The sequence below is a fragment of the Pyramidobacter porci genome (genome assembly GCF_009695745.1).
GTDB lineage: Bacteria > Synergistota > Synergistia > Synergistales > Dethiosulfovibrionaceae > Pyramidobacter > Pyramidobacter porci.
Genome location: NZ_VUNH01000007.1, coordinates 22315 through 45188, shown reverse-complemented (window position 1 = coordinate 45188; position 22874 = coordinate 22315). Strand labels below are relative to the sequence as shown.

18 protein-coding genes and 1 riboswitch are annotated in these 22874 nt (G+C 61.7%); of the genes, 5 read left to right on the top strand and 13 right to left on the bottom strand.

Features of this window, described 5'->3' with window-relative positions; genetic code table 11:
* Window positions 1–13: 13 nt before the first annotated feature.
* Both scpA and FYJ74_RS07195 read right to left on the bottom strand, forming a co-directional pair.
* Entirely contained in the window at window positions 14–2212 is a 2199-nt protein-coding gene (gene scpA, locus FYJ74_RS07200) for a methylmalonyl-CoA mutase (protein WP_154528906.1), read from the bottom strand.
* A gap of 3 nt (window positions 2213–2215) precedes the next feature.
* Window positions 2216–4363, bottom strand: coding sequence for a methylmalonyl-CoA mutase family protein (locus tag FYJ74_RS07195; protein ID WP_154528905.1), 2148 nt, complete (start codon window positions 4361–4363; stop codon window positions 2216–2218).
* Window positions 4364–4479: 116 nt separating this feature from the next.
* Window positions 4480–4641: riboswitch (cobalamin riboswitch) on the bottom strand.
* 212 nt (window positions 4642–4853) lie between these two features.
* Between FYJ74_RS07195 and FYJ74_RS07190 the strand changes: the two genes are divergently transcribed.
* Window positions 4854–5303, top strand: a complete 450-nt coding sequence (locus FYJ74_RS07190) for a hypothetical protein (RefSeq protein ID WP_154528904.1) — start codon at window positions 4854–4856, stop codon at window positions 5301–5303.
* Between the two features lie 196 nt (window positions 5304–5499).
* A complete protein-coding gene (locus FYJ74_RS07185; RefSeq protein WP_154528903.1) occupies window positions 5500–6900 on the top strand; it encodes a serine hydrolase domain-containing protein in 1401 nt (466 codons plus the stop codon).
* On the opposite strand, the gene FYJ74_RS07180 is transcribed toward FYJ74_RS07185, so the two are convergent.
* From FYJ74_RS07180 to FYJ74_RS07150, 7 genes are all read right to left on the bottom strand, one after another.
* The gene (locus tag FYJ74_RS07180) at window positions 6897–8231 is read right to left on the bottom strand and encodes an MATE family efflux transporter (protein ID WP_154528902.1); all 1335 of its coding nucleotides are present in this window, start codon (window positions 8229–8231) and stop codon (window positions 6897–6899) included. The two genes, FYJ74_RS07185 and FYJ74_RS07180, sit on opposite strands and share 4 nt — an antisense overlap.
* A 483-nt stretch (window positions 8232–8714) precedes the next feature.
* On the bottom strand, window positions 8715–10235 hold the full coding sequence (locus FYJ74_RS07175; protein ID WP_154528901.1) for an ABC transporter substrate-binding protein: 1521 nt from the start codon (window positions 10233–10235) through the stop codon (window positions 8715–8717).
* 94 nt (window positions 10236–10329) lie between these two features.
* Window positions 10330–10920, bottom strand: a complete 591-nt coding sequence (locus tag FYJ74_RS07170; RefSeq protein WP_154528900.1) for a hypothetical protein — start codon at window positions 10918–10920, stop codon at window positions 10330–10332.
* 4 nt (window positions 10921–10924) lie between these two features.
* A complete protein-coding gene (locus FYJ74_RS07165; RefSeq protein WP_154528899.1) occupies window positions 10925–11911 on the bottom strand; it encodes an ABC transporter ATP-binding protein in 987 nt (328 codons plus the stop codon).
* Window positions 11908–12906, bottom strand: a complete 999-nt coding sequence (locus tag FYJ74_RS07160; RefSeq protein WP_154528898.1) for an ABC transporter ATP-binding protein — start codon at window positions 12904–12906, stop codon at window positions 11908–11910. The genes FYJ74_RS07165 and FYJ74_RS07160 overlap by 4 nt, the downstream gene beginning before the upstream one ends.
* 14 nt (window positions 12907–12920) lie before the next feature.
* Window positions 12921–13775 (bottom strand): ABC transporter permease, encoded by an 855-nt coding sequence (locus FYJ74_RS07155; protein ID WP_154528897.1) that lies wholly within the window; start codon window positions 13773–13775, stop codon window positions 12921–12923.
* Window positions 13776–13787: 12 nt separating this feature from the next.
* Window positions 13788–14717, bottom strand: a complete 930-nt coding sequence (locus FYJ74_RS07150) for an ABC transporter permease (RefSeq protein ID WP_154528896.1) — start codon at window positions 14715–14717, stop codon at window positions 13788–13790.
* A 411-nt stretch (window positions 14718–15128) separates the two neighbouring features.
* On the opposite strand from FYJ74_RS07150, the gene FYJ74_RS07145 reads away from it, so the two are divergent.
* Entirely contained in the window at window positions 15129–16739 is a 1611-nt protein-coding gene (locus FYJ74_RS07145) for an N-acyl-D-amino-acid deacylase family protein (protein WP_326830902.1), read from the top strand.
* A gap of 220 nt (window positions 16740–16959) precedes the next feature.
* Here FYJ74_RS07145 and FYJ74_RS07140 read toward each other — a convergent pair whose 3' ends face one another.
* The 4 genes from FYJ74_RS07140 to FYJ74_RS07125 form a co-directional block, all read right to left on the bottom strand.
* Entirely contained in the window at window positions 16960–18039 is a 1080-nt protein-coding gene (locus FYJ74_RS07140; protein WP_154528894.1) for an iron-containing alcohol dehydrogenase family protein, read from the bottom strand.
* A gap of 204 nt (window positions 18040–18243) precedes the next feature.
* Window positions 18244–19461 (bottom strand): YkvI family membrane protein, encoded by a 1218-nt coding sequence (locus FYJ74_RS07135; protein WP_195838844.1) that lies wholly within the window; start codon window positions 19459–19461, stop codon window positions 18244–18246.
* Window positions 19454–19609 carry a hypothetical protein gene (locus tag FYJ74_RS07130; RefSeq protein ID WP_154528893.1) on the bottom strand — a complete coding sequence of 52 codons (156 nt, stop codon included), beginning with the start codon at window positions 19607–19609 and terminating at the stop codon, window positions 19454–19456. The genes FYJ74_RS07135 and FYJ74_RS07130 overlap by 8 nt, the downstream gene beginning before the upstream one ends.
* Before the next feature lie 414 nt (window positions 19610–20023).
* Entirely contained in the window at window positions 20024–20656 is a 633-nt protein-coding gene (locus tag FYJ74_RS07125; protein ID WP_229769411.1) for a flavin reductase family protein, read from the bottom strand.
* A 265-nt stretch (window positions 20657–20921) separates the two neighbouring features.
* Between FYJ74_RS07125 and FYJ74_RS07120 the strand changes: the two genes are divergently transcribed.
* Window positions 20922–22070, top strand: a complete 1149-nt coding sequence (locus tag FYJ74_RS07120) for a ParA family protein (RefSeq protein WP_195838843.1) — start codon at window positions 20922–20924, stop codon at window positions 22068–22070.
* A gap of 24 nt (window positions 22071–22094) precedes the next feature.
* A complete protein-coding gene (locus FYJ74_RS07115) occupies window positions 22095–22568 on the top strand; it encodes a hypothetical protein (RefSeq protein ID WP_154528891.1) in 474 nt (157 codons plus the stop codon).
* The last annotated feature ends 306 nt before the right edge of the window (window positions 22569–22874 follow it).

The following is a 22874-nucleotide window of genomic DNA, read 5'->3' as shown; positions in this document are numbered from 1 at the left end:
GGGGAGGGGTTTTCTACTTCACGGCTCCTTCCTGGGCGGCAAGACGCTTGTTCAGCACCTGCAGCATCTCACGGGCGGCGGCGGGAATGACCGTGCCGGGGCCGAAGATGCAGGCGGCGCCGTGGTCGTACAGGAACTGGTAGTCCTGCGCCGGGATGACGCCGCCGGCGACGACCATGATGTCGCCGCGGCCGCGCTTTTTCAGCTCTTCGACGAGCTGGGGCAGCAGCGTCTTGTGACCGGCGGCCAGCGAGCTCATGCCGACGATGTGGACGTCGTTGTCTACGGCGTCCTGAGCGGTCTCGGCCGGCGTCTGGAACAGCGGCCCGACGTCGACGTCGAAACCCATGTCGGCGTAGGCGGTGGCGACGACTTTGGCGCCGCGGTCGTGGCCGTCCTGCCCCATCTTGGCGACCATGATGCGCGGACGGCGGCCTTCGCGCTTCTCGAAGTCGTCGGTCATCTGGCGGACTTCCTTGATCACTTCGTCGTCGGCGAATTCGCTGCTGTACACTCCTGAAATCGAACGGATCACGGCTTTGTGCCTCCCGCACACTTTTTCGATGGCGAAGGAAATCTCGCCCAGCGACGCGCGCGCGCGGGCCGCTTCGACGGACAGCTCGAGCAGATTGCCCTCGCCGCTTTCCATGGCGTGGGTGATGGCGTCGAGACACTGCTGCACCTTTTCGGGATCGCGGCCGGCGCGCAGCTTTTCGAGGCGCGCGATCTGCGCCTGACGCACGGCGGTGTTGTCGACGTCGAGGATGTCGAGCGGGTCTTCCTTCTCGAGCGGGAAGTAGTTGATGCCGACGATCTTTTCGTTGCCGGAGTCGATGTGGGCCTGACGGCGCGCCGCGGCCTCCTCGATGCGCATCTTGGGCAGGCCGGTGTCGATGGCCTTGGCCATGCCGCCGAGGCTTTCGACTTCCTGGATATGCGCCCAGGCGCGGCGGATCAGCTCGTCGGTGAGGGCTTCCACGTAGTAGGAGCCGCCCCACGGGTCGATGACCTTGCAGACTTTGGTTTCGTCCTGGATGTAGAGCTGCGTGTTGCGCGCGATGCGGGCGGAGAAGTCCGTGGGCAGGGCGATGGCTTCGTCGAGGGCGTTGGTGTGCAGCGACTGGGTGTGGCCGAGCGCGGCGGCCATGGCCTCGACGCAGGTGCGGGTGACGTTGTTGAAGGGGTCTTGGGCGGTCAGGCTCCAGCCCGAAGTCTGCGAGTGCGTGCGCAGCGCCATGGACTTGGTGTTCTTGGGGTTGAACTGCTTGACGATCTTGCCCCAGAGCATGCGCGCGGCGCGCATCTTGGCCACTTCCATGAAGTAGTTCTTGCCGATGGCCCAGAAAAACGACAGTCGCGGCGCGAAATCGTCGATGCTCAGTCCGGCTTTCAGTCCGGTGCGGATGTACTCGAGGCCGTCGGCCAGCGTGTAGCCCAGTTCGATGTCGGCGGTGGCGCCGGCTTCCTGCATGTGGTAGCCGGAGATGGAGATGCAGTTGAACTTGGGCATGTTGCGCGAGGTGAAGGCGAAAATGTCGCCGATGATGCGCATGGAGGCCGCGGGGGGATAGATGTAGGTGTTGCGCACCATGAACTCCTTGAGGATGTCGTTCTGGATCGTGCCGCTGAGGACTTTCATGTCGACGCCCTGTTCCTGCGCGGCGACGATGTAGAAGGCCATGACGGGCAGCACGGCGCCGTTCATGGTCATGGAGACGGACATCTGCCCCAGCGGGATGCCGGAGAACAGAATCTCCATGTCGAGGATCGAGTCGACGGCCACGCCGGCTTTGCCGACGTCGCCGACGACGCGCGGATGGTCGGAATCGTAGCCGCGGTGCGTGGCCAGGTCGAAAGCGATGGAAAGCCCCTTCTGTCCGGCGGCGAGGTTGCGGCGGTAGAACGCGTTCGACTCTTCGGCCGTGGAAAAACCGGCGTACTGGCGCACCGTCCAGGGACGGGCGACGTACATGGTGGGATACGGCCCGCGCAGGAACGGCGGGATGCCGGCCATGAAGCCGAGGTGATGCATGCCGGCGTAGTCGTCGGCGGTATAGAGCGGCTTGACGTCGATCTGCTCCATCGTGCGCGTGCACAGTTCGGAGACGGAACGGCCCGTCTCCCTGAGGACGCGCGCTTCCCAGTCCTGACGCGATTCGGCGCGGCTTTCTTCCTTGAAGGCGATCTTGGTGAAATCAGGATTCTGATACATGGTCTAGCACATCCCCTTTTTCTTCTGCATGGCGGTGAGGACCTGGAGGCAGTTGGCTTTCACGTGGATGAAATCGTCGACGCCGGCGTCGAGATAGCTCTGTTTGAACTCGGGCGCGGGCGCGCCGGCGAGGAACACGGTCATGCCGGGGCGCTTCTCCTTGATCAGCTTGGCCAGCGGCGGCACGAGCTCGGGATAGGTGTCGTCGGTGGAGCAGATCACGGCGGCGTCGGCGCCGCTTTTCGCGGCGGCTTCGGCGGCCAGCTCCACAGTCTCGAAACCGTCGTTCTTCAGTACCTCGAAGTGAGCCACTTCGAAGAAGCCCGTGCTGAAATCGGCGCGCGGCTTGTGCTGAGGGATGGGGCCCATGTTGGCGAGGAATACTTTGAGATTGCCGCCGGTCCGGGCGGTGTAGTCTTCGGTGCGTTTTCTCAGCGCTTCGTACTGTTCGGTCCAGCGGTGCGGCTGAAGCGGCGCGACTTTGAGGTCGCAGGCGCCGGCGGCGTCGAGGGTTTTCCACAGATCGGACAGCAGCGCCTCGGCCGCGAACGCCTCGGCGGCATGGACGACCTGGCCGCCTTTGCCGCATTTGGCGCTTTCGGCCACGTCTTTCAGCGCTTTGGCGAGGCAGTCGGGGCAGCGGCGTTTTTTGATCTCGGCCACTTTGGCCTCGCGGGCGGCCTTGAACTCGGCCAGGTCGCTTGCGGGCACGTCAAGCGGCGTTTCCGCCATGTTGGCGTACATGTTGTTGCCGACGGCGCGTTCGGCGCGGGTGGCGAGCTTCTTGAAGCGGTCGGCGAGCACGGCGCCGATCTCGTTCTGGATCAGGCCGGACTGCAGCGCCTTGACGAGACCGCCTTCGGCTTCGACCTTCTGGAACAGTTCCCAGACGCGGTCTTCGACCTGGCGGGTCAGCGTCTCCACGTACCAGGAACCGCCGGCGGGATCGACGGCGGCGTCGAAGTTGAACTCGGTCTGCATCATGATCTGCTGGTTGCGGGCGATGCGGCGCGCCTGTTCGGTGGCGGGGCGGACGGCCCAGTCGAAACAGTTGACGTTCATGGAATCGACGCCGGCCACGGCGGCCGAAAAGGCCTGCGTGGACGTGCGCAGGATGTTGACGTAGGGATCGTAGACCGTCACGGTGAACGGAGAGGTCTCGGCGATGACGTTGACCTTTGCGCTCTCGCCCTCGCAGCCGAAGGCGCGCGCCACGTGCGCCCAGAGCACGCGCAGGGCGCGCAGGCGGGCGATCTCCATGAAGAAGTTGGCGCCGAGGCCGACTTCGAAGCGAAGATGGCGGGCGGTCACGTCGGGGGCGATGCCGCGCTCCGCCATGGCGCGGACGACGGCGACGGCGTCGGCGAGCGCGCAGGCCGTCTCCTGGACGGCGGACGCGCCGGCGTTGGCGTAGACGCTGCCGCGAATCAGGATCGTGCGCAGAGCGCACTGATGGTTTTCGGCCCAGAGCAGCGTCTGCGCCATTTCATCGTACAGACTGTCGAGCGAGCGGCTCAGCGAGCCGTCGCGGGCCAGCGAGCCGACGGGGTCGGCGCCGACGCAGCCTTTCAGGCTGGAAAGCGCGACGCCGCGCTTTTCGCACCATGCGGCGATCATGCCCAGCATCGGCAGGGCCGACGCGCCGGCGGCGACGTGCAGCTCGTGCGCGCCCGGATCGGCGGCGGCGAAAAACTTTTCCAGATGTTCCAGCGAGCAGATGCTGACGCCGCGGCGCTCGCAGGCGGGGACGTCCATGCCGTGCGTGCTGGAGTAATCGAGCACCGGGTGGATGGCCGTGGCGCCCCTTTTCAGTTCCTCGGCGGCCAGTTCGCCGGCCCGGCGCGGGCAGCGCGCGTCGACGCCCTGGGCGATCTCCCAGAGATGGCCGTGTTGCGGCGCGCTCTTGACGCCTCTCAAAAAGTCCTGCGCTCCGGGAAAGGCATGGCAGTCTTTCAGCTCCGCGACGTTCTCGGCCGTGTAAATGGGCTGAAGCGTGATGCCCTCGAACGTCGGCGTGAACATTTTTTTGTCGAAGGGCGCCCCCTTCAGGGCCACTTCGGCGGCCTGCTTCCACTCCTCGTACGTGGGGACTTTGAACTCGTCAAAGGTGACAGGAGTGATCGGCGCGGATTTCTGCTGGTCTTTTTCCATGGTGAATCAAATCCTCCCTGACGCTGAAAAATTTGCCCGTTTCCCCGCCGGCGGAAAAAATTCAGCGAAGAGAACGCGCTCGCGCGGCGAAATCCCGCCCGCGCAAGATTCGCTCTCTGTTCCCCCCGTTTCAGGCCGGTATCCTGACTCGCGCGCAACGCGCTCACAGTGGCGGGGCCGCTTTGGTCTTTCACCAAATTCCCCGGGCTGAAACTGCATATCATGGCTTCTCATTCTACAATAAAAATTCTCTCGAATCCACCTCAAGAGGGCAAAAAGAAACGTTCGGAAGGAAAAAGTCGGTTCAAGTTTCAGTGTTGTATTTCGCGCTGCCGAAAAGACGCGGGAGAGAAGACGAACGGCGGCGGCCCCCAGCCGTCCAAAGAATTGTTGTTTTCTCTCATGTGCGGGCATTTTCCATCTGCTAGAATCAGGGCGTAACTTCCGGAGGCGTTCGTAAGTCCTCCGGCGGCAAAGGAGGTTCGTCTTCATGAAAAAAAAATCTGCGTCATGCGTTGCCCTGATGACGATGCTGTTCTTTTTGTCGGCCGCGCGTCCTCTGCCGGCAGTGAGCGTCAATTTCTACGACCTGTCGGTCGAGATCCCCGACGGCTGGTCCTTCAGACAGGGCGAACAGATCCTGATCTACAACCAGAACGAGAGCGCCGCCGTCATCGTCGACCAGGCCGCCACGACCCAGAGCGGCACCGTCAAGAGCGTGGCCGAAAATCTGGCCGACGCGGTGGGCGTGAAAAAGAACGACATCCGCCGCGACAAAAAAGGCTCGCTGCGCCTGGATTTCGTCCAGAACGGCGAACCGGTCAACGTCCGCGTGCTGGAAAGCCGCGGGCGCATCCTCATGGTCTATGTCTTCGGCAAAGACGCCGAAGCCAACAAAATCGCCGCCTCCATCGGCGAGAAAAGCGCCGCCGGCCATTGACCCGTGCGGCGATAAAAATACGCTGCGAAAGGGGCGCTTTGCCTCCTTCCGCAGCGTGTTTTTTATCCGGGGCGCGAGCTGCCCTGGGCGGTCGAAGCGGTGGTCTTTGCGGATCGTCCGTCCGCCATGTTCCGCTTCGTTTATAATTAAGACCGTTCTTATACTTCGAAATTTACGTTCTCGGGGAGAATCATCGATGACAGATCTTTTTCGGACAAAAGAACCAGCTTTCTGCGACTATGCGGAGCAAATCATGGCGGCTCACCGTGCCCGCGGCGTTGCCGTCGCCGTCGTCGATCGGCGCGGTACGGACTATCAGAAATTTTTCGGTTTCCGCGACGCGGCGCGCCGCCTGCCCGTCGGCGAGAACACGATCTTCGGCCTGGCCTCGGTGACCAAGTCTTTCACCGCGCTGGCGCTGATGCAGCTGGCGGAGCAAGGGCTCGTCGATCTGCGGGCGCCGGTTTCGGCGTACTGCCCGGAATTCAAAAACGCCGGGCAGGTTCCCGTGAGCGCGGCGCACTTCCTCAGCCACAGCGGCGGCTATTTCCCCATGCCGCGCGCGCTGCTGCCCGACCTTCTGAAGAAGCTGGGCATTGATCCCCGCTTGCGGGAAACGGCTTACGACGACCGCGTCGCCCAGGCGGCGGTCGAACAGGTCGCGCGCGGTCTGGACGCGCCGGCGCCGCGGCTGGGACGCCCCGGCGAATACATGAGCTACTGCAACGACGGCTACGGCATCCTCAGCGACATCGTCCGCCGCCGCGGCGGCGAAGGATCGTACGCCCGCTACGTGGAGCGCCGCATCCTCGGACCGCTCGGCATGAGCCGGAGCACCTGCGAATTTCTGCGTCCCTCCGAAGACGCCGACACGTCGCTGCTGTACAGCGACGACCTCGGCGTGAGCGAAGGCGACCGCGACTTTTACCGCAGCGCCTTCGTCCTCAACGGCGGCGGCGCGATGAAATCCACGCTGGCCGACCTGAAAAAATATCTGCGCATGTACCTCAACGGCGGCCGCGGCGAAGCCGGCGCGATCGTCTCGGAACGGAGCGTCCGTGACATGGTCCGCCCCCGCGTGCCCGCAAAACATCATCAGTTCTACGGCTACGGGCTAAGCGTCGGCTTCATGCGCGACCTGACAGTGTACCGCCACGGCGGCAGCCTGCCGGGCGTTTCCTCGCACATCGCCTGGTCGCCGGAACTCGACCGCGGCGCAATCGTGCTGTGCAACACACAGAACGTCCCCGTCTCCCTGATCGCCGACGCGCTGCTCCGCGTCGCCGCCGGATGGGAGCCGCAGCCGGAAGACCTCTGGACCGACTGCCCCTGGGAGCCGGAAGTCATCGAAGCGGCCTGCGGACGCTACCGTTCCGGCGAAGGCGCGGAAGTCGTCATCGAAAAGGACGGCCGCGGCCTTTCCGTCCTCAACGACGGCAAGCCGATGAGCGTACGCATGGTGCGCGGCCATATGGCCCTGCTGCGCAGCGGCTTCGCCGTGTCGGAACTGCGCCCCTTCTTCAACACCGACGGTTCGGTCTGGGGCGCGCGCCTCAACGACCGCATCGTGCCGAAAGTCGGCGAAGCAGATCTCTAGCCCAAATTTTTCTTCATCCGATAGTTTTCCACAGCGATAAAGGAGCCCGTACAGAGCAAAGAAAGGAATTCCGCGACGGGAATGGCGTACCAGACGCCGTCTGTCCCCCAGAACTTCGGCAGGACGTAAAGCATCGGGATCAAGAAGACGGTTTGGCGAAGCACGCTGAGCAGCAGCGTCTTCTTCGGCTTTCCGATCGACTGAAAATACACTTGTCCGACGGCTTGGACGGCGGCGAGAGGGAACAGCAACGTCAATTTTTCCAGACCGTCCGCGGCGTAAGGCACGATACGTCCGTCCCCGTTGGTGATGACCGACATCACTTCCGTGGCCCGAAGATGAAAGAGCAGCCAGCCGCCTATGCCGATGATGAAGGCGAGAAACATGGATTTATAAAGCGTTTCCCTTGCCCTCGCGTAGAGCTTCGCGCCGTAGTTGTAGCCGATGATCGGCTGGCTGCCCTGTCCGATTCCGAAGACCGGCATCAAAACGACGGAATAGGTGATGTTTATGGCGCCGTAAGCGCCGACGGCAAAGTAGTTTTCGTAGCGCAGCAGTTGATTGTTCGCCGCCGCGGCGATCAGCGAAGAAACGACCTGGGTGAAAAACGTGGAAAGCCCCGCCATGTAAATGTCCAGCGCGTCGCGGCGCCGCAACCTTAAATTTTTCAGACTGACGCCGTATTCCCTTGCCTTTTTCGACAAGAGCCGCAGCATACACAGCAGCAGGACGAACTGCGAGATCACCGTGGCCAGCGCCGCGCCGCCGATCCCCATGCCGAAAGGAAAGAGAAAGACGAAATCGAGGAGAACGTTGAGCAGCGCGCTGACGGCCGTGAACAGCATCGCCTCAGCCGGATAGCCGATCACCCTGTTTATGTGATACAGCCCCGTGCCTGTTATCATGAACGGCAGTCCGCGCGCGATCACCGTCAGATACTCTCTGCCGTAAGGAATGGTGCTGCCGCTGGCGCCGAAAAAATACAGCACGTCGTCAAGAAATGCGGATACGCCCAGGAAGACGATGGCCGAAGTCGCCGCCAGAGTGACCAATGTGCCGCCAATCAGCTCTTCGACCCGCTGCCGCCGTCTCTCTCCCATTTTGATCGCAATCAAGGAAGCCGCGCCGATGCCGATCCACATTCCGAAAGCCTGAAGAACCAGAAAAACCGCGCTGGCGACGCTCATGCTCGAAAAGGCCTCCGGGCCGACGGCGTAGCTGATGGATATTCTGTCCGCCAGGTTATAGACGGCATTGACGAGCATGCCGACCGTCGCCGGCACGGAATGATGAAATATCAGCCTGACGATATTGTCTTTGCCCAGATCCATTTTTTTCCTCCCGCAAAATTTTCCATGACGCGGGCGCCGTTTTATGTCCCAGACAGCGTGAACATTCTTGGCACCGCTTGTCTTGCCGCATGATATCGACGGTCGTTTATATCTTTCTGCAGAACATTCTACATGAAAAAACTCCGCTGATCAAAGTGACCAGCGGAGTTTTTTCGCGGTGCGCCTCTGTCGGTGAAACAGCCGAATTTCGCTTCGCGTGCGGTTGCGGAGACCGCGGTCATTCGTAAAAAACGCCGTTCAGCGGGTTCAGCGTGCCGTGATAGAATCCGTCACGCCCTAGAGATCCTTGTTGGTCCCGTAGAGCGTGTCGGCGGCGCCCAGACAGCACCACGGATTCGGTTCGTCGATGCACTTGCGGAGGTGAGCGTAGGTTTCGAGCGGCGGACGGCGGCAAGTTCCCGAGGTACAAAAGCAGGCGCCGAAACCGGAAGGGCTCGGCGCCTGCGACGTTACAGGAAATTCTTATTCGTAATAGATGCGGTCCAGGCGGTTGATCGAACCGCGGTAGAATTTCTCCGCGCCCTTCAGGTTCTTGTTCGCGCCGTACAGCGTGTCGGCGATGGCCAAATAGCACCAGGGATTCAGCTCGTTGACGCGGTCGCAGAATTTCTTGTAGATTTCCGCGCGCTCCGGGCCGTCGGGCGTAACGGTGCCCTTGTCAAGCAGCTCGTCGACCAGCGCGTCCTTCAGCCAGACGCGGTTGGAGGGACCGGCGAATCTCGAATGCATGGCGGCCTTGATGTAGGCGTCGGGATCGGGGTTGATGTTGTCGGCGGCCCAGCCGATCATGAAGACGGGCAGCTTGCCGGCCTTGAGCTGTTCGAGGAAGGTGCCCCACTCGAGCACCTGGATCTTGACGGTGATGCCCAAGTCGCCCAGCATGGCCTGGATGACTTCGGCGTAATCCTTGCGCTGTTTGTTCTCGTTGGTGTAGATGGTGAACTCGAGATCCTTGACGCCGGCTTCTTCAAGCATTTTTTCGGCTTTGTCGGGATCGTACTCCACCGGCACGGGGTCGGGGAAATAATTGTTCACGGGAATCAGCGGGCTGGTGGGCACGCGTCCCAGTCCCTTGTAGACGACGTCGAGGGCGCCTTCGCGGTCGATGGCGATGGTGATGGCCTTGCGGACCTTGGGGTTGTCGAACGGAGGGATCTGCGTGTTGAAGCCCATGTAGGTGATGGAAAGGCCGGGCTTGTTGTACACGGCGACTTTGCCCTCGTCCTGCAGGCGTTTGAAGTCGTTGTTGGGAATGCCGTAGGCGATGTCGATGTTGCCGGTCTCAAGCTCGATGACGCGGCTGGTGGCTTCGGGGATCGTGCGCATCAGCAGCTTCTTGTAGCGGGGCTTGTTTCCCCAATAGTCCTCGAAACGCTCGTAGGATACGTGGTCGCCCTTGAGCTTTTCCACGAACTTGAAGGGGCCGGTGCCGATCGGGTGCTTGGCATAATCTTCGCCGGCGGCTTCGACTGCGGCCTTGCAGAGGATATAGGACGAAGAGTGGGTCAGATAGGACAGAAAGCCCGCCATCGGGGAACTCGCCTTCACCTGGAAGGTGTAGCGGTCAATGACCTTCAGACCGGAAGCGTCGATGTTCGCGCCGTAAGACTTGACGGCCGCCGCCGCGGGCGTAGTCATGCGGTTCAGGGTGAAGACGGCGTCGTCGGCGGTCACTTCAGCGCCGTTGTGGAACTTGACGCCTTTGCGCAGCGTGATCTCGTAAGTCAGATCGTCGAGCTGCTTCCAGCTCTCGGCCAGGCAGGGGACCAGCTCCCTGTCGCTGTTGATCTCGATCAGCGGCTCGTACATCTGGATCATGTAGGTGCTCGACGTGGTGTCGTTGGTCATCTGCGGATCCAGCGACTTGGCGTCCGCCGCCATGCCCACCGTGATCGTGTCCTCGGGAACGGCCGCGGCCGCGCCGCAGAACATCAGTCCCAACGCAAGTACGGCGCACAAAACGGAATACCTCTTCAACTTCATAAACACACTTCCTTTCGAAATGATCAAGCTGATGGAGCCCGCCTCGCCGGCCCATGCCGGCAAGGTAAAAACCTTTTGGGAAAAATCCGCTCGCTTACGCGGCGGCGACGCCCGTCCGCTCCGCGATGAACGCGAGCGCCCGGGCGTAAATCTCCTCGTCGGGACAGTACACCCGCATCAATGTGCCGCGTTTTCCCTTGAGGACGACCACGCGCAGGTCGTCGATCTTCCGCGCCTTCGTCACGTCTTTCCATAAAACCCGGCGCTCCACGCTGCGGATAGGGGCGCGCACGGGTTCGATGGGATACGCCGTAAAACGGAGCAGCCGCCGTTCCAAAGCCCGCGGATTGCAGCGCATGTTTTCGCACAGGATCGCGGCGCGGTCGCAGCGGTACAGCGCCGCGTAGCGATTGCGCGTGATGACGAAACAGATCACGCAGTAAAAGCCGATGAAGACCAGTGAGAGATAGGATGCGACGACGGCAGCGCCTTTGTAATGCGAAACGTCCACGTACCTGCCGAGGACAAACTGCGTCGCGATCAGCGCGCCCCAGGAAACAACCCAGGCGATCGCCAGCAGCGTGACGAAATCGAGCAGAATCAGCGGATTCGTCCCCAGCGGCACGCCGGTGAACCAGCGCAGCGCGGCGTCGCCGGCATCCTGACCGTGCGGCAGCGTGCTCATGTCGTCAGGCGTGGACTCTCAAATTCCGCGCGAAGTGGCAGGCGACGAAGTGAGACGGTTCGATCTCCTGAAGCTCCGGCGTCTGTTTCGTGCAGATGTCCTGCCGGTAAGCGCAGCGTCCGGCAAAACGGCAGCCTGGCGGCGGATTGACAGGGCTGGGCACGTCGCCTTCGAGGAGGATGCGGTTTTTCTTGCGGTTCAGCCGCGCCACGGGAATGGCCGAGAGAAGCGCCTGCGTGTAGGGGTGTACGGGATCTTGGAAGAGGCGAAGATTATCGGCTTTTTCCACGACCTGGCCGAGATACATGACGGCGATCTCGTCGGAGACGTAGCGCACGACGCTGAGATTGTGGGAGATGAACAGATACGTGTAACCGCGTTCCTTTTTCAGCTCGCCCAGCAGGTTGAGGATCTGGGCCTGAATGCACACGTCCAGCGCCGAAACGGGCTCGTCCAGCACGATGAACTCGGGTTCCAGCGCCAGAGCGCGGGCGATGCCGATGCGCTGGCGGCGTCCGCCGTCCAGCTCGTGCGGGAACGAGTTGATCAGGCGTTCCGCCAGCCCCACCGTGTCCATGAGCTTCTTGACCTTGCGGTCCAGTTCGGAGCGCTGGGCGTACGCCTTGTTGATCACCATCGGCTCGGCGATCAGTTGCGAGACGGTCATGCGCGGGTTCAGCGACGAAAAGGGATCCTGAAAGACGATCTGCGCGTGCTTGCGGAACTGGACGCGCTCGGCGGGGCTGTACTTGAGCGAGTCCTTGCCGTTGAAGAAGATCTCGCCGCCGGTGGCGCCGATCAGGCCGATCACCACGCGCCCGAGCGTCGACTTGCCGCAGCCCGACTCGCCGACCAGCCCCAGCGTTTTGCCGCGGGGAATGGAAACGGTCACGTCGTCCACGGCGTGAAGCAGGCCGCCCGCGACCTGAAAGTACTTCTTCAGGCGCCGGACCTCGACGATGGAATCTGTTTTTTCGATTGTGCCGATCATGCGCGCGAGCCTCCCTTATATGCCTGCGGGAAGTAACAGTCGATGAAATGGCCGGGCTCGATTTCCCTCATGCCGCAGGGTTTTTCGAGACATTCCTCCCGAGCGTAGGGACAACGGGGCGAAAAGCTGCAGCCGCGCGGCAGATTGGTGGGATCGGGCGGAAGCCCCTGAATGACGGCGAGTTTTTCGCTAATCGGGCTTTCGAGGTCGGGAACCGCGTCGAACAGCCCCTGCGTGTAAGGGTGCAGCGGATTGCCGTACAGATGCCGGATGTCCGCGTATTCCACAAGATGCCCAGCGTACATGATAGCGACGCTGTCGCACGTTTCCGCGACGATGCCGAGGTCGTGAGTGATCAGCAGCATGGAAGTCCTGACCTGCTTCTGCAGCTCCTTGATCAGCTCCAGCACCTGCGCCTGGATCGTCACGTCGAGCGCCGTCGTCGGCTCGTCGGCGATCAGCAGGCTGGGCTTGCAGGCCAGAGCGATGGCGATGCCGACGCGCTGGCGCATGCCGCCGGAGAACTGGTGCGGATAGTCTTTGCCCCGTTCGGGGCGGATGCCGACGAGGCGCATCATCTCCAGCGCCCGCTCGCGGACCTCGCCGCCCTTCAGGTCGGAGTGGAGCGAGATCATCTCCATGATCTGCTCCTCCACCGTCATGATCGGGTTCAAAGACGTCATCGGATCCTGGAAGATCATGGCGATTTCGCGGCCGCGCATGTTGCGCAGCTCCGCTTCCGTCATCTCGCGCACGTTCTGCCCCTTGAACCAGATCTCGCCGCTGGTGATCTCGCCGGGAGGCGACTGGATCAGCTGCAGGATCGCCAGAGCGGTCGTCGTCTTGCCGGCCCCGGTCTCGCCGACGAACCCCAGCGCCTTGCCCTCTTCCAGCTGCATGTTGAGATGGTTGACGGCGTGAACGACGCCGGAGTCGGTGTCGAACTGAACGGTCAGATCGCGGATATCGAGGAGTTTTTTCTGAAAGTCTGCCATGGTTTTCTCTCCGTTTATCGTTTCTGCTTGGGATCCAGCGCGTCGCGGAGACCGTCGCCGATGAAGTTCAGGGCAATGATCGTGACGACGATGGCGATGCCGGGGAACATGCTGAGATACGGGCTGCTGCGCAGGTAATCGCGGGCGCTCGACAGCATGCCGCCCCACTCGGGATAGGGAGGCTGGATGCCAAGGCCGATGAAGCTCAGCGACGCCGACGACAGGATCGCGTTGGCGACGCTCAGCGTCGCCTGGACGATCAGCGGCGCGCAGCAGTTCGGCAGGATATGCAGCACGATGATGCGGAAATCGCTGGCGCCCATGGCTCGCGCCGCTTCGACGAACTCCATTTCCTTGACCGAGAGCACCGAGGCGCGCAGCAGGCGCGCGAACCGCGGCACCGAGGAAATGCCGACGGCGATCATCAGATTGAACAGCCCCGGCCCCAGCGCCGCCGCGATCGCGATGGCCAGCAGCGTGGAAGGCACGGCTAGCTGCACGTCCATCAGGCGCATGATCAGGTTGTCGAGTTTGCCTCCGTAAAAGCCGGCGATCGCGCCCAGCGATCCGCCCACGAGCAGCGAAATGGAAACGGCCACCAGTCCGACCTGCAGCGAGACGCGGGCGCCATAGATCAAACGGCTCAAGACGTCGCGCCCGAACTCGTCGGTGCCCAGCAGATACTTGGCGTTCGGCGCCTGCAGCGTTTCGCGCAGATGCTGGCGCGAATATTTGAACGGCGCGATGTAATCGGCGAAAACGGCCACGAAGATCAGCGTCAGCACGATCGCCAGGCCGATCATGGCCAGATGGTTTCTTCTGAGACGCACCAGCGTCAGACGCAGCATGCTGTTTTTCTTGAGAAGCATCGAAAAGGCCTCCTAGCGGTACTTTGCCTTGATGCGCGGATCGACCCAGGCGTACAGCAGATCCACGGCCAGATTGATGAAGCAGAAAACCAGCGCGATGTACAGCACGCCGCCCTGAACCACGGGGAAATCGCGCATCTTGATCGACTCCACCATCAGACGGCCGACGCCGGGGATGGAGAATACCGTCTCCGTCAGGATCGCGCCGCTCAGAAGGCCGCCGAACTGCATGCCGACGATCGTCAAAATTGGGATCAGCGCGTTCGGCAAAGCGTGCCGCCAGATGATCAGCGACTCGCGCTGCCCCTTGGCGCGCGCCGTGCGCACGTAATCCGACTTGATGACCTCCAGCATGCTGGAACGGGTCATGCGAGTGATCACGGCCAGCGTGCCGCCGGACAGCGTGAAGACGGGCATCGCCATTTCGGCGAACGTCGTGAAGCCGGAAGGCGGCAGCCAGTTCAGCTTGACCGAGAAGAGCAGGATCAGCAGGACGCCCAGCCAGAAGTTGGGCATGGCCACGCCGATCAACGCCAGCACCATCGACACCGAGTCGAAGATCGAATACTGCCGGATTGCGCAGATGATGCCGAAAGGCAGCCCCAGCGCCACGCCGAGCACGACCGCCCAGAAAGCGAGTTTCAGCGTAGTGGGGAAACGGGTGAGGATCTCCTCGCTCACCGACGACTTCGTGACGTACGAGTTGCCGATGTCGCCGTGGATCAGGGCCTTGTAACAGTATCGCCCGAACTGCACGAAGAACGGATCGTCGAGCCCGTAGTTTTTGCGGAACTGCTCGACCGCCTCCTGCGGCGCGTCCTCCCCCAGAGCCATGCGCGCCGGATCGCCGGGCGTGATGTACAGCAGCGTGAAAACCAGCAGCGCTACGCCCGCGAGAACGGGGACAAGCAAAATAAGCCTTCGGATCGTGTACTTGAGCATGCGGTTCTCCCTTCCCTTTATTTCAGAAAATTATTTCCACACAAACGGCGGCGTTTGTGTTTTTCCCGTCAAACGAAACGGCCGCTCCTGTTTTCGAAAAACGAGCGAAAGCGGAGCGCCGTCTGGAGTTCATGAAAGGCACGCGATGTTATCGAAATTAGATTCTTAACGTAAAATTTTACTTTGCCATGTTTGTGCACAGTATATCATAAAGCTATAAAAAATGCATTACGGTCCCGAAGGTGCCTTGACAGCGCATAAAAGCCTTGGAAATCTAATAAAGTAGTTTGCCGGCCAATGTTTGAGACGGTCTGAAATCAGCGAGCGAAAAGAATATGTTGTATACAAATACACGGCGTCAGCGCGACGAAAAGCGGAAAACTTTATCTTGCGGATAGGGAGCTGAAGAATGTGGCGCGAAATTATTTCATCCATAACGCGAAAATCTGCGACGGAACCGGAGCGGTGTGGTTTCGGGGCAGCCTGCGGACGGAAGACGGAAAGATTGCCGCCGTCGGCCGCGGCATCAACGCCGGGCGCAACGACGAGACGATCGAAGCCGAAGGGCTGATGCTCGCTCCCGGTTTCATCGACATTCACAGCCACGCGGATTTCGGCATGATCTACAACGCCGAGGCTGCCAACGTCATGCTGCAGGGCGTCACCTCGGTGATCATGGGACAGTGCGGCATCAGTCCCGCGCCGATTTGCCCCGAGCGCAAAGCGGAGCTGGACGAGTACGCCGGCGTGACCAAGAGCGGGCACGACGTGGGCTGGGACTGGAACAGCTTCGGCGAATGGCTGGCGCGCCTCGAACGCCAACCGCTCGGCGTCAACGCCGGTTCGTTTGTCGGTCAGGGGACGGTGCGCCTCTGCGTGATGGGCTTCGACAGCCGCGAGCCGTCGCGCGAAGAGCTGGAGCGCATGAGAGCGCTCGTCGAACAGAGCATGGAAGAAGGCGCGTTCGGCCTGAGCAGCGGTCTGGCGTACCCTCCTGGAATTTACTCTTCCGACGAAGAGCTCGAGTTCGTCGCCGGTGGCCTGACGAAGCGCCGCGGCCTGTACGTATCGCACATGAGGAATCAGGCCGACAAGTCGCCCGAGAGCGTGCGCGCGACGATCAACGTGGCGCGCGTCAACCGTATCCCGGCCCAGATCGCGCATCTCAAGGCGCGCGAGAGCGACCGTCCCAGCATGGCCCGATATCTTTTTTCCATCATCCGCGCCGCCCGCGCCGAGGGGCTGGACATCACCGTGGATCAGTATCCTTACACGGCGGCCAGCTCCAATCTGCGCTCGCTGATGCCCAAGCGGGTGCATTCGGGCGGCGTTGCCGGCATCGTGAAGCTTCTGTCCGATCCCGAGGCGCGGCGGGCGCTGCACGACGAAATGGCGGACTCGGAACGCTGGCGCAAGACGATGGAGCACGGCGGCGGCGCAAAGGGGATCGTGCTCGGCGAGCTTCCGCTCACGCCCGAATACCGCGGCATGAACCTCGAGGACGCTGCCCGGAAAATGGGGACCGATCCGCTCGAGGCGCTGCTCGAAGTGATCCTCCGCAATCGGGGGGCCGATCACGGCGTTTACTTCACGATGACGGAGCAGGACGTCCGCAACGTCATCGTCGATCCGCTGGTGATGATCGGCTCGGACGGCGCGGTCGCCGCGCCGGAAGAATTCGTGCATCCGCGTTACAGCGGCACGTTCCCGCGCGTTCTCGGACGCTACGCGCGCGAGCTGAAACTTTTTTCCATGGAAGAGGCCGTGCGCAAAATGACGTCGCTGCCCGCGGCGCGCCTCGGCCTGAGCGGCAAAGGCGTCCTTCGCCCCGGCATGGACGCGGACCTGGTGCTCTTCGACCCGGAAACGGTTCTCGACGGCGGCACCTACGAACGACCCATGGCCCCGCCCGTGGGCGTCGAAGCCGTATGGGTCGGCGGCCGCCTCAGCGCCTGCCGCGGCAAAACGACCGGCGAGCGCGCGGGACGGGTTTTGCGTTACCGGACGCCCGAATGTGAATAGAAAATTTTTGCCGGTAAGCCTGCGATCGATCTGATTAAGACGGGAATCTTCGTACTTTTTCGCGCTGCTTTTGAAAAAATAATCATCGGCGCATCGCGAGATATCCTTCCATGAAAGCACAAAGAGCCCAGAGTGATTGAACGCCCGCGACAGGCGAGCGCAATCACTCCGGGCTCTGTGCGGCAGCTCGTGCACGGTTTGCTCCGCGGTTCCTCGAACGTTATCTGTTCGCGGCGCTGTACTCTTCGAGCTGGCGGACGGCGGCGATGATCATGTCCTTGGTGACCTCGTAGGGGTAGACGCGTACGTCGATGCCTTTCAGCGCCTTGTCGGCCGCCTGGGGAACTCTGTCCTCGGCGGTGTTGATATCTTTCAGGCACGTAGGCAGACCCATCGTGCGGTTGAATCGATAGACTTTCTCGAACTCGTCCAGACGTTTGTCCATCAGCAGCAGGATGAGGATGCCGTAGGCCACGATCTCGCCGTGAAGATGGCCGTTCTCTTCGACTTCGGGCAAAACGGTGAAGCCGTTGTACATCGCATGGGCGGCGCCGGTGGTGAAATCGACCTGTACGAAGTTGGAGACCAGGCCGGTGGAGACGATGATGCCGAGAATGACCTCGGTCAGTGCGGCGGTGACGGCATGGGCGCGGCAGTCTTTCAGGGCCTGAGCGCCCCATTTCAGCATGGGCTCGGCGCACATGGCGCTCATGCAGATGCCCATGGCGTCGGAATGTTCGGGACTGCACCCGCGCGACGACGTGGTGCTTTCGTAATACTTGGCCATCGTGTCGCCGATGCCGGCCCAGAGGTATTGAGCGGGGGCGTCGGCAATGATCTGCGGATCGATGAAGATATGACGGCAGGGGACTTTGGAGAACGAATACTCGCGCAGCGAGCCGTCGGGATGATACAGGATACCGAGGCTGGTGCAGGAAGCGCAGGTCGAAGCGATCGTCGGGAACGTGAAGAACGGGCGGTTGGTGCGGTGCGCCAGCACCTTGCAGGTGTCGATGGCTTTGCCGCCGCCGACGGCGAAAATCATGTCGGCCGCCTGCACAGAGGGGATGGCCGCCAGCCGTTCGATGTTTTCCAGCGATGCTTCGCCGCCGTACCATTGTACGTCGGTGATGAAGATCGCGGAAGCTTCGACGGCGGCGCGGATTTTTGCCTCCGCGGCCGCGAGGGCCCGCTTGCCGCCGATGATCACGGCTCTGCGCCCGCAGGCGGAACAGATGGCAACGATGTCTCTGTAGGCGTCAGTGCCAATGGTGTAGCCGGGAAATAAAGTTCTTTTCATTGAATACGCGCTCCTTTGATTTCGTTTCGTGCTGATTCTCGATCGGACGTAATCAACACCGTTTGCCGGGAGATGCGAGAGAGTTCAGTCGCTCGGGACTCCCCCGGCTGCCGCGCCCGCGCGGTTCGCTTTGTGGCGCTCCCTCGGAGCTCCCTTGCGTCCGGCTTTTTAAAAACAGCCAGATATTCTTGCGAAGATCCCGCGTCAGTCCCCCGCCGCGGCCGTCACGGCCGTTTCGACAGAGCTGCCCTCGCGCCCGTCGTATTCGGGATGCTCCCTGACGAAACGGCGATTCTTGTACGCCCCCACGGTGAGGAACGGCACGACGACGATGGCGATGGCCAGGTAGCCGCAGTAGCCGTAACCGTACTTGATGATGTTGGTCAACCCGGCCATGGAGACGGTCATAGCCGCGGCGATGATCGCTCCGGAAACGAAAGCGCAGCGCACGGGAGCGCTCTCGATGCCGGAAAAGATTTTCATCTTCTCGAAGCGGGCCGTGAATCCGAAAACGGTGGTCACGCCGGTGGAGATCAGACAGAGCAGCAGGCAGACCGTGTAAGTGCCGGAGAGCCAGGGGATGTCCATCGCGCGGCAGCTGGTCAGCGTGGGGATCGTCGCGCCTTTGGGAAGGGCGGTGAACACGGGCGCCCAGCCGGTGAGCATGATCACCGAGAGCGCCAGCGCCACGGCGTTCAGCGCGAAGGAGATCCGCATGGATCTGGCGCAGGCGCGGCGGCTGGTCAGCGGCGTGCCGCAGACGATCATGGTGGGAATGACGACGCACTGGAAACCGGCGTAGTTGAAGGCGATCCAGACGGCGCGAGGCAGCTTGGAGAATCCGTCGGAGGCGTAGCTGACGGCGAATTCCCGGGCCAGGTGAGGCGCTTTGAAAATGCCGGCGACAAAGATGGCAACGGCGCTGATGAGAATGCCCAGGCCCATGATCGTCGAGGCCTTGCGCACCAGACCGGCGCCGAAGATCGTGCAGAACATGACCGCGGTCCCGACCGCGACGACATACCAGTAATAGCTGGCGCCGCCGAAGGGAAAATACGCGTTCAGCGTGGCTGCTGCGGTTGCCACCGCGGCGCCGACCGCCATGAGCACCATGATGTAGAAGAAGACCTCGAAGAAGATCTCGATCCGGCCGAAAGGGTGGTAGAGCGTTTCGAAGAGCTGTTTGTAGCTGGTCAGCCGGCGGCTGTTGTACATGAACATGGCCTCTTTGATCGTCAGCGTGAAAATCAGCATGCAGAAGACGGCGGAGAACGGGCCGAGCCAGCCGGAAGTGACAAAATTCTGGAACGCCTGGTTGCCCGAGGCGAAACCGCCGCCGGCATGCGAGCTGAAAAGCACGGCGCCGACCGAGAAACATACGGAGAAAGGCACGGTTCCGGAAACGCCGCTCCTCTTATCCACGGCGACCCGCCTCCTTCAAGTTCATCTCGTTTGACGAGTACATCACGAAACGGCCGCTCTCGGTCATGTAGATCTTCTGACCGACGACAAAACAGCGCGGGAACTTGTGCCGGCAATCCGGACGAACGCGTTTTTCCACTCTCTTCATGTTGTTTCCTCCCCGATGGATAAATAATGCCGCAAAAAGCGCCGGGGGCTCCATAAAGGAGGTCCCGGCGCAGGGGAGACGCAAAAGCCGGGACCTCCGTCACGGGATCCCGGCGCAAAGTGCGGTCAGCAACAGGCGGCTGCCGGCGGATTATCCGGCAAAAGCCACGCCTCCACGACGACTCCGGCAGAGATCCGCAGTCGTCAGGCTTAGCACGAGCGCATTGTTTCGATGAAGCAGCGACATGGCGTGAACTCCTCTCCAAAAGTTTTGTCGTGTCCGACGTATGGCATGCATTAAACCAAAAAGCTTTTATTCTGTCAAGATATTTTCTTCGGAATTATCAAAAAAATTTCCGGAACGAAACAGCGGCCGGAATCCCGTTGCGGGATCCCGGCCGCTGTCCGCATCTGCTCAGAGGCCCCGGGAAGAAAGCCCCGCCTGAAGAAGTTCAGACGCTCCGTGCACGCCTGGGAGAAACGAGCCGCCGATCTCGTGACCGTCTTTGAAGGCGGCGCCGAGGCGCTCGCCGATGACGCGGTACGCGAAAGCGGCGGGGTCGTAGCAGAGGAACTCACCCTTGCCCAGATCGACGTGACCTTTTTCGTCGAGGATCGACTCGTCGGCGCTCATGTTGACCACCTCCCCGACCACGCGGGTGCCGCCGAACTCCTCGCTGGCGCTGACGAGCCGGCATTCCAGCGTCAGCGGAAAGTCGGTGATGACGGGGGCGTCCACGTGAGCGCTTTTTTCCACATGCGCTCCCGATCGAGCGATCTTGTCTTCCTTACGGCCGGAGACGAGGCCGAAATAATCGGCCATGACGAGATTTTTGCGGTCGGCGAAACTGACCGTGAAGGCTTTTCTCCGTTTGATGTTGTCGGTGGTCAGATGTGAGCTGTCCAGCTCGACGTGGATCATGTTGTTGTCGACCTGTCCGCCCCAGGCGGCGTTCATGGCGTCGGGACGTCCGTCGTCGCCGTAGGTCGCGACGATAAGCACGGGCAGCGGCGTGACGATCGTTTGCTTGCCGAAATCCTTGCGCATGAAAATCCTCCCTTTCATGATGTGACGCCTTTCCGAATCTATTATAGGGGAAGCTGTCAAGCTGAAGCGAGCTTGACAACGTGCCCCCGCGCGCCTTTTGACGGCTCCGCCGGTATGGAGTATGGCCGGCGGAAGCGGTGAAGCGGCGGCGCTGCTTTCCGTACGAAATCCTTTTTGCGAAGGAACTTTGCGGCGGACCTTTTTTATTTTTGCGCCCATGCATTATAATGTAAACATAAGCATCCATCGATTGGACGGTGAGAACATGACCATTCTGGACAGCATCTTGAAATCCATGGGGCTGATGCGGATCAGAAATCTCCCGCCGCCTCCCGCGCCGCTGCCGCCTCAGCCGCTTTCCAAAGCCGAAGAGGAGATTCCCCTCAGCGATGAAGAGCGCGAGGAAGTGGAGCAGTGGGCGGGCTGGGCCGCGCAGATGGGCGACATCGTCCCGCAGCGGCTGGAAGTGGTCGCATTCGATTACGAGCCGTCCGTTCCCGCCGCGGACAAAGCGGCGGAAGCGGGAGAGCCTGCGGCGGCGGAAGACGTTCCCGTCCAGGCGGGAGCGGCTGCGGACGAAAAAAACGCGGCGGACGGCGGGACTCGAAGCGCCGCTCGCGCCGCGCAGAAGCGCGTGGCGGTTTCCATGCTCAAGGGCGGCGTCGGCAAGACGACGATCACCTGTTTCATCGCCACGGCGATCCAGAAAATTTGGGACGAAGAAAACCGCGACGAGCGCCTGCTGGTCGTCGACACCGATCCGCAGGGCTCGGCGACCGATTTTTTCCTGCGCGCCGAGGACGTTCCCGCCGACCTCAGCCTGCGCGCCCTGCTGGACCCCCAGCCCTATGCCGGCAATCCCGAACTGCTGATCCGCTCTACCCGTTATGCCCGCATCGACGTCCTGCCGGCCCATCCCTCCGCCGCCGACGTCCTGCCGGCGGCGGAGGGGGCGCTGGAAGACCGTCTGGCGCGTTTTCTCGACCGCGCCGCACGGGAATACCAGCTGGTGCTGATCGACACGCCGCCCGCGGCGACCCTGGCGCTGAAAAACGCGCTGCTGGCCGCCGATGACGTACTGCTGCCGATCGACCCGAGCCGCCAGTGCCTCAAGACTCTGCCGCATTTTTCCGCGACGTTGATGGAGTACAAGCACCGCAACCTGGGCCTGCGCATCTGCGGCGTCGTCTTCTCGCGCTGCGACCGGCGCCAGCGCCTTGACCGCGAAATCCTCGCGGCAGTCACCGAGCAGCTGGCCAAAAGCGGCATCCCGCTGTACGAAGTGCCGCGCCGCGCGGCCATCGCCGACTGCTATAACCGCTTCCTCGGCGTCGAGGGCCTCGAGGCAAGGGAAAAAGAAGCGCTGACAGTCTTCGGCGATCTGGCCCGGCAAACGCTTTCACTGCGGGGCTGACAACGGAAAGGCGGTGCCGTGATTATGGAAAAAGATTCCTTCAAACTGGACAAAAACGTCGCGGAAGCGCTGCAGAGCTTCGCAGCCTTCAATCAGGAACCGGAAACACCTCCCGCGGCGGCTGAGAGCTCATCGCTCGAAGAAAATCCCTCGCCCGTCGCCGCGGAAACGGCCAAATTCGTTCCAGCCGCCGGAGCGCCGACGGTCGAGGCGCTTTCGGGACAGGATGCCGTGTGGGAGTGGTACCAGGCCATGAAGCCCGGCGTGATGAACAAGTTCGACTGGCTCGTCATGCTGAGCTGTCAGGCCGCCCGCAGCGGCGGCGTCATCGTCATCGACGAGCTGGCCGGAAAAATGAGAGTGCGCGCCGACAAGCTGGCGCGCGCGCTGAACGAACTGGCGCTGGCCGGATGGATCACCGTGCTCCATACCAAGCGCGGCGGCCGCGGCCGCACCATCAGCAAGACGATTCGCGTGAACAAAACGCCCGCAAAGTAAGCGCGGCGCGGCGAAGCCTGATCATTCGCCGTTTATTGTAGCGGTAAAATGAGGAGCCAACCTTCGTAGCGCTCGTCTACAACGCTCCGATTCAGACACGCTGACTTCTGTGCGCTCGTCGCATCATGGCTGAGGAATCGACCCCTCTTAATTAATATGTTGTGGATAGAAGTGATTGAACGGCTTTGATAAGTGCCCGTCTGGCGCGTAAAAAATTCCGCGGCGTGTAAGAGAAACGCCGCGGAATTTTTGTATACTGAATTTTCGATGCGCGTTTCTCGATAACGAGAACGGCGGCTTTTGACA

What these genes read in the sequence shown, in the direction of transcription:
- scpA (WP_154528906.1), bottom strand. Translation starts at nt 2,212, where the DNA reads ATGTATCAGAATCCTGATTTCACCAAGATCGCCTTCAAGGAAGAAAGC.
- FYJ74_RS07195 (WP_154528905.1), bottom strand. Translation starts at nt 4,363, where the DNA reads ATGGAAAAAGACCAGCAGAAATCCGCGCCGATCACTCCTGTCACCTTT.
- FYJ74_RS07190 (WP_154528904.1), top strand. Translation starts at nt 4,854, where the DNA reads ATGAAAAAAAAATCTGCGTCATGCGTTGCCCTGATGACGATGCTGTTC.
- FYJ74_RS07185 (WP_154528903.1), top strand. Translation starts at nt 5,500, where the DNA reads ATGACAGATCTTTTTCGGACAAAAGAACCAGCTTTCTGCGACTATGCG.
- FYJ74_RS07180 (WP_154528902.1), bottom strand. Translation starts at nt 8,231, where the DNA reads ATGGATCTGGGCAAAGACAATATCGTCAGGCTGATATTTCATCATTCC.
- FYJ74_RS07175 (WP_154528901.1), bottom strand. Translation starts at nt 10,235, where the DNA reads ATGAAGTTGAAGAGGTATTCCGTTTTGTGCGCCGTACTTGCGTTGGGA.
- FYJ74_RS07170 (WP_154528900.1), bottom strand. Translation starts at nt 10,920, where the DNA reads ATGAGCACGCTGCCGCACGGTCAGGATGCCGGCGACGCCGCGCTGCGC.
- FYJ74_RS07165 (WP_154528899.1), bottom strand. Translation starts at nt 11,911, where the DNA reads ATGATCGGCACAATCGAAAAAACAGATTCCATCGTCGAGGTCCGGCGC.
- FYJ74_RS07160 (WP_154528898.1), bottom strand. Translation starts at nt 12,906, where the DNA reads ATGGCAGACTTTCAGAAAAAACTCCTCGATATCCGCGATCTGACCGTT.
- FYJ74_RS07155 (WP_154528897.1), bottom strand. Translation starts at nt 13,775, where the DNA reads ATGCTTCTCAAGAAAAACAGCATGCTGCGTCTGACGCTGGTGCGTCTC.
- FYJ74_RS07150 (WP_154528896.1), bottom strand. Translation starts at nt 14,717, where the DNA reads ATGCTCAAGTACACGATCCGAAGGCTTATTTTGCTTGTCCCCGTTCTC.
- FYJ74_RS07140 (WP_154528894.1), bottom strand. Translation starts at nt 18,039, where the DNA reads ATGAAAAGAACTTTATTTCCCGGCTACACCATTGGCACTGACGCCTAC.
- FYJ74_RS07130 (WP_154528893.1), bottom strand. Translation starts at nt 19,609, where the DNA reads ATGAAGAGAGTGGAAAAACGCGTTCGTCCGGATTGCCGGCACAAGTTC.
- FYJ74_RS07125 (WP_229769411.1), bottom strand. Translation starts at nt 20,656, where the DNA reads ATGCGCAAGGATTTCGGCAAGCAAACGATCGTCACGCCGCTGCCCGTG.
- FYJ74_RS07120 (WP_195838843.1), top strand. Translation starts at nt 20,922, where the DNA reads ATGACCATTCTGGACAGCATCTTGAAATCCATGGGGCTGATGCGGATC.
- FYJ74_RS07115 (WP_154528891.1), top strand. Translation starts at nt 22,095, where the DNA reads ATGGAAAAAGATTCCTTCAAACTGGACAAAAACGTCGCGGAAGCGCTG.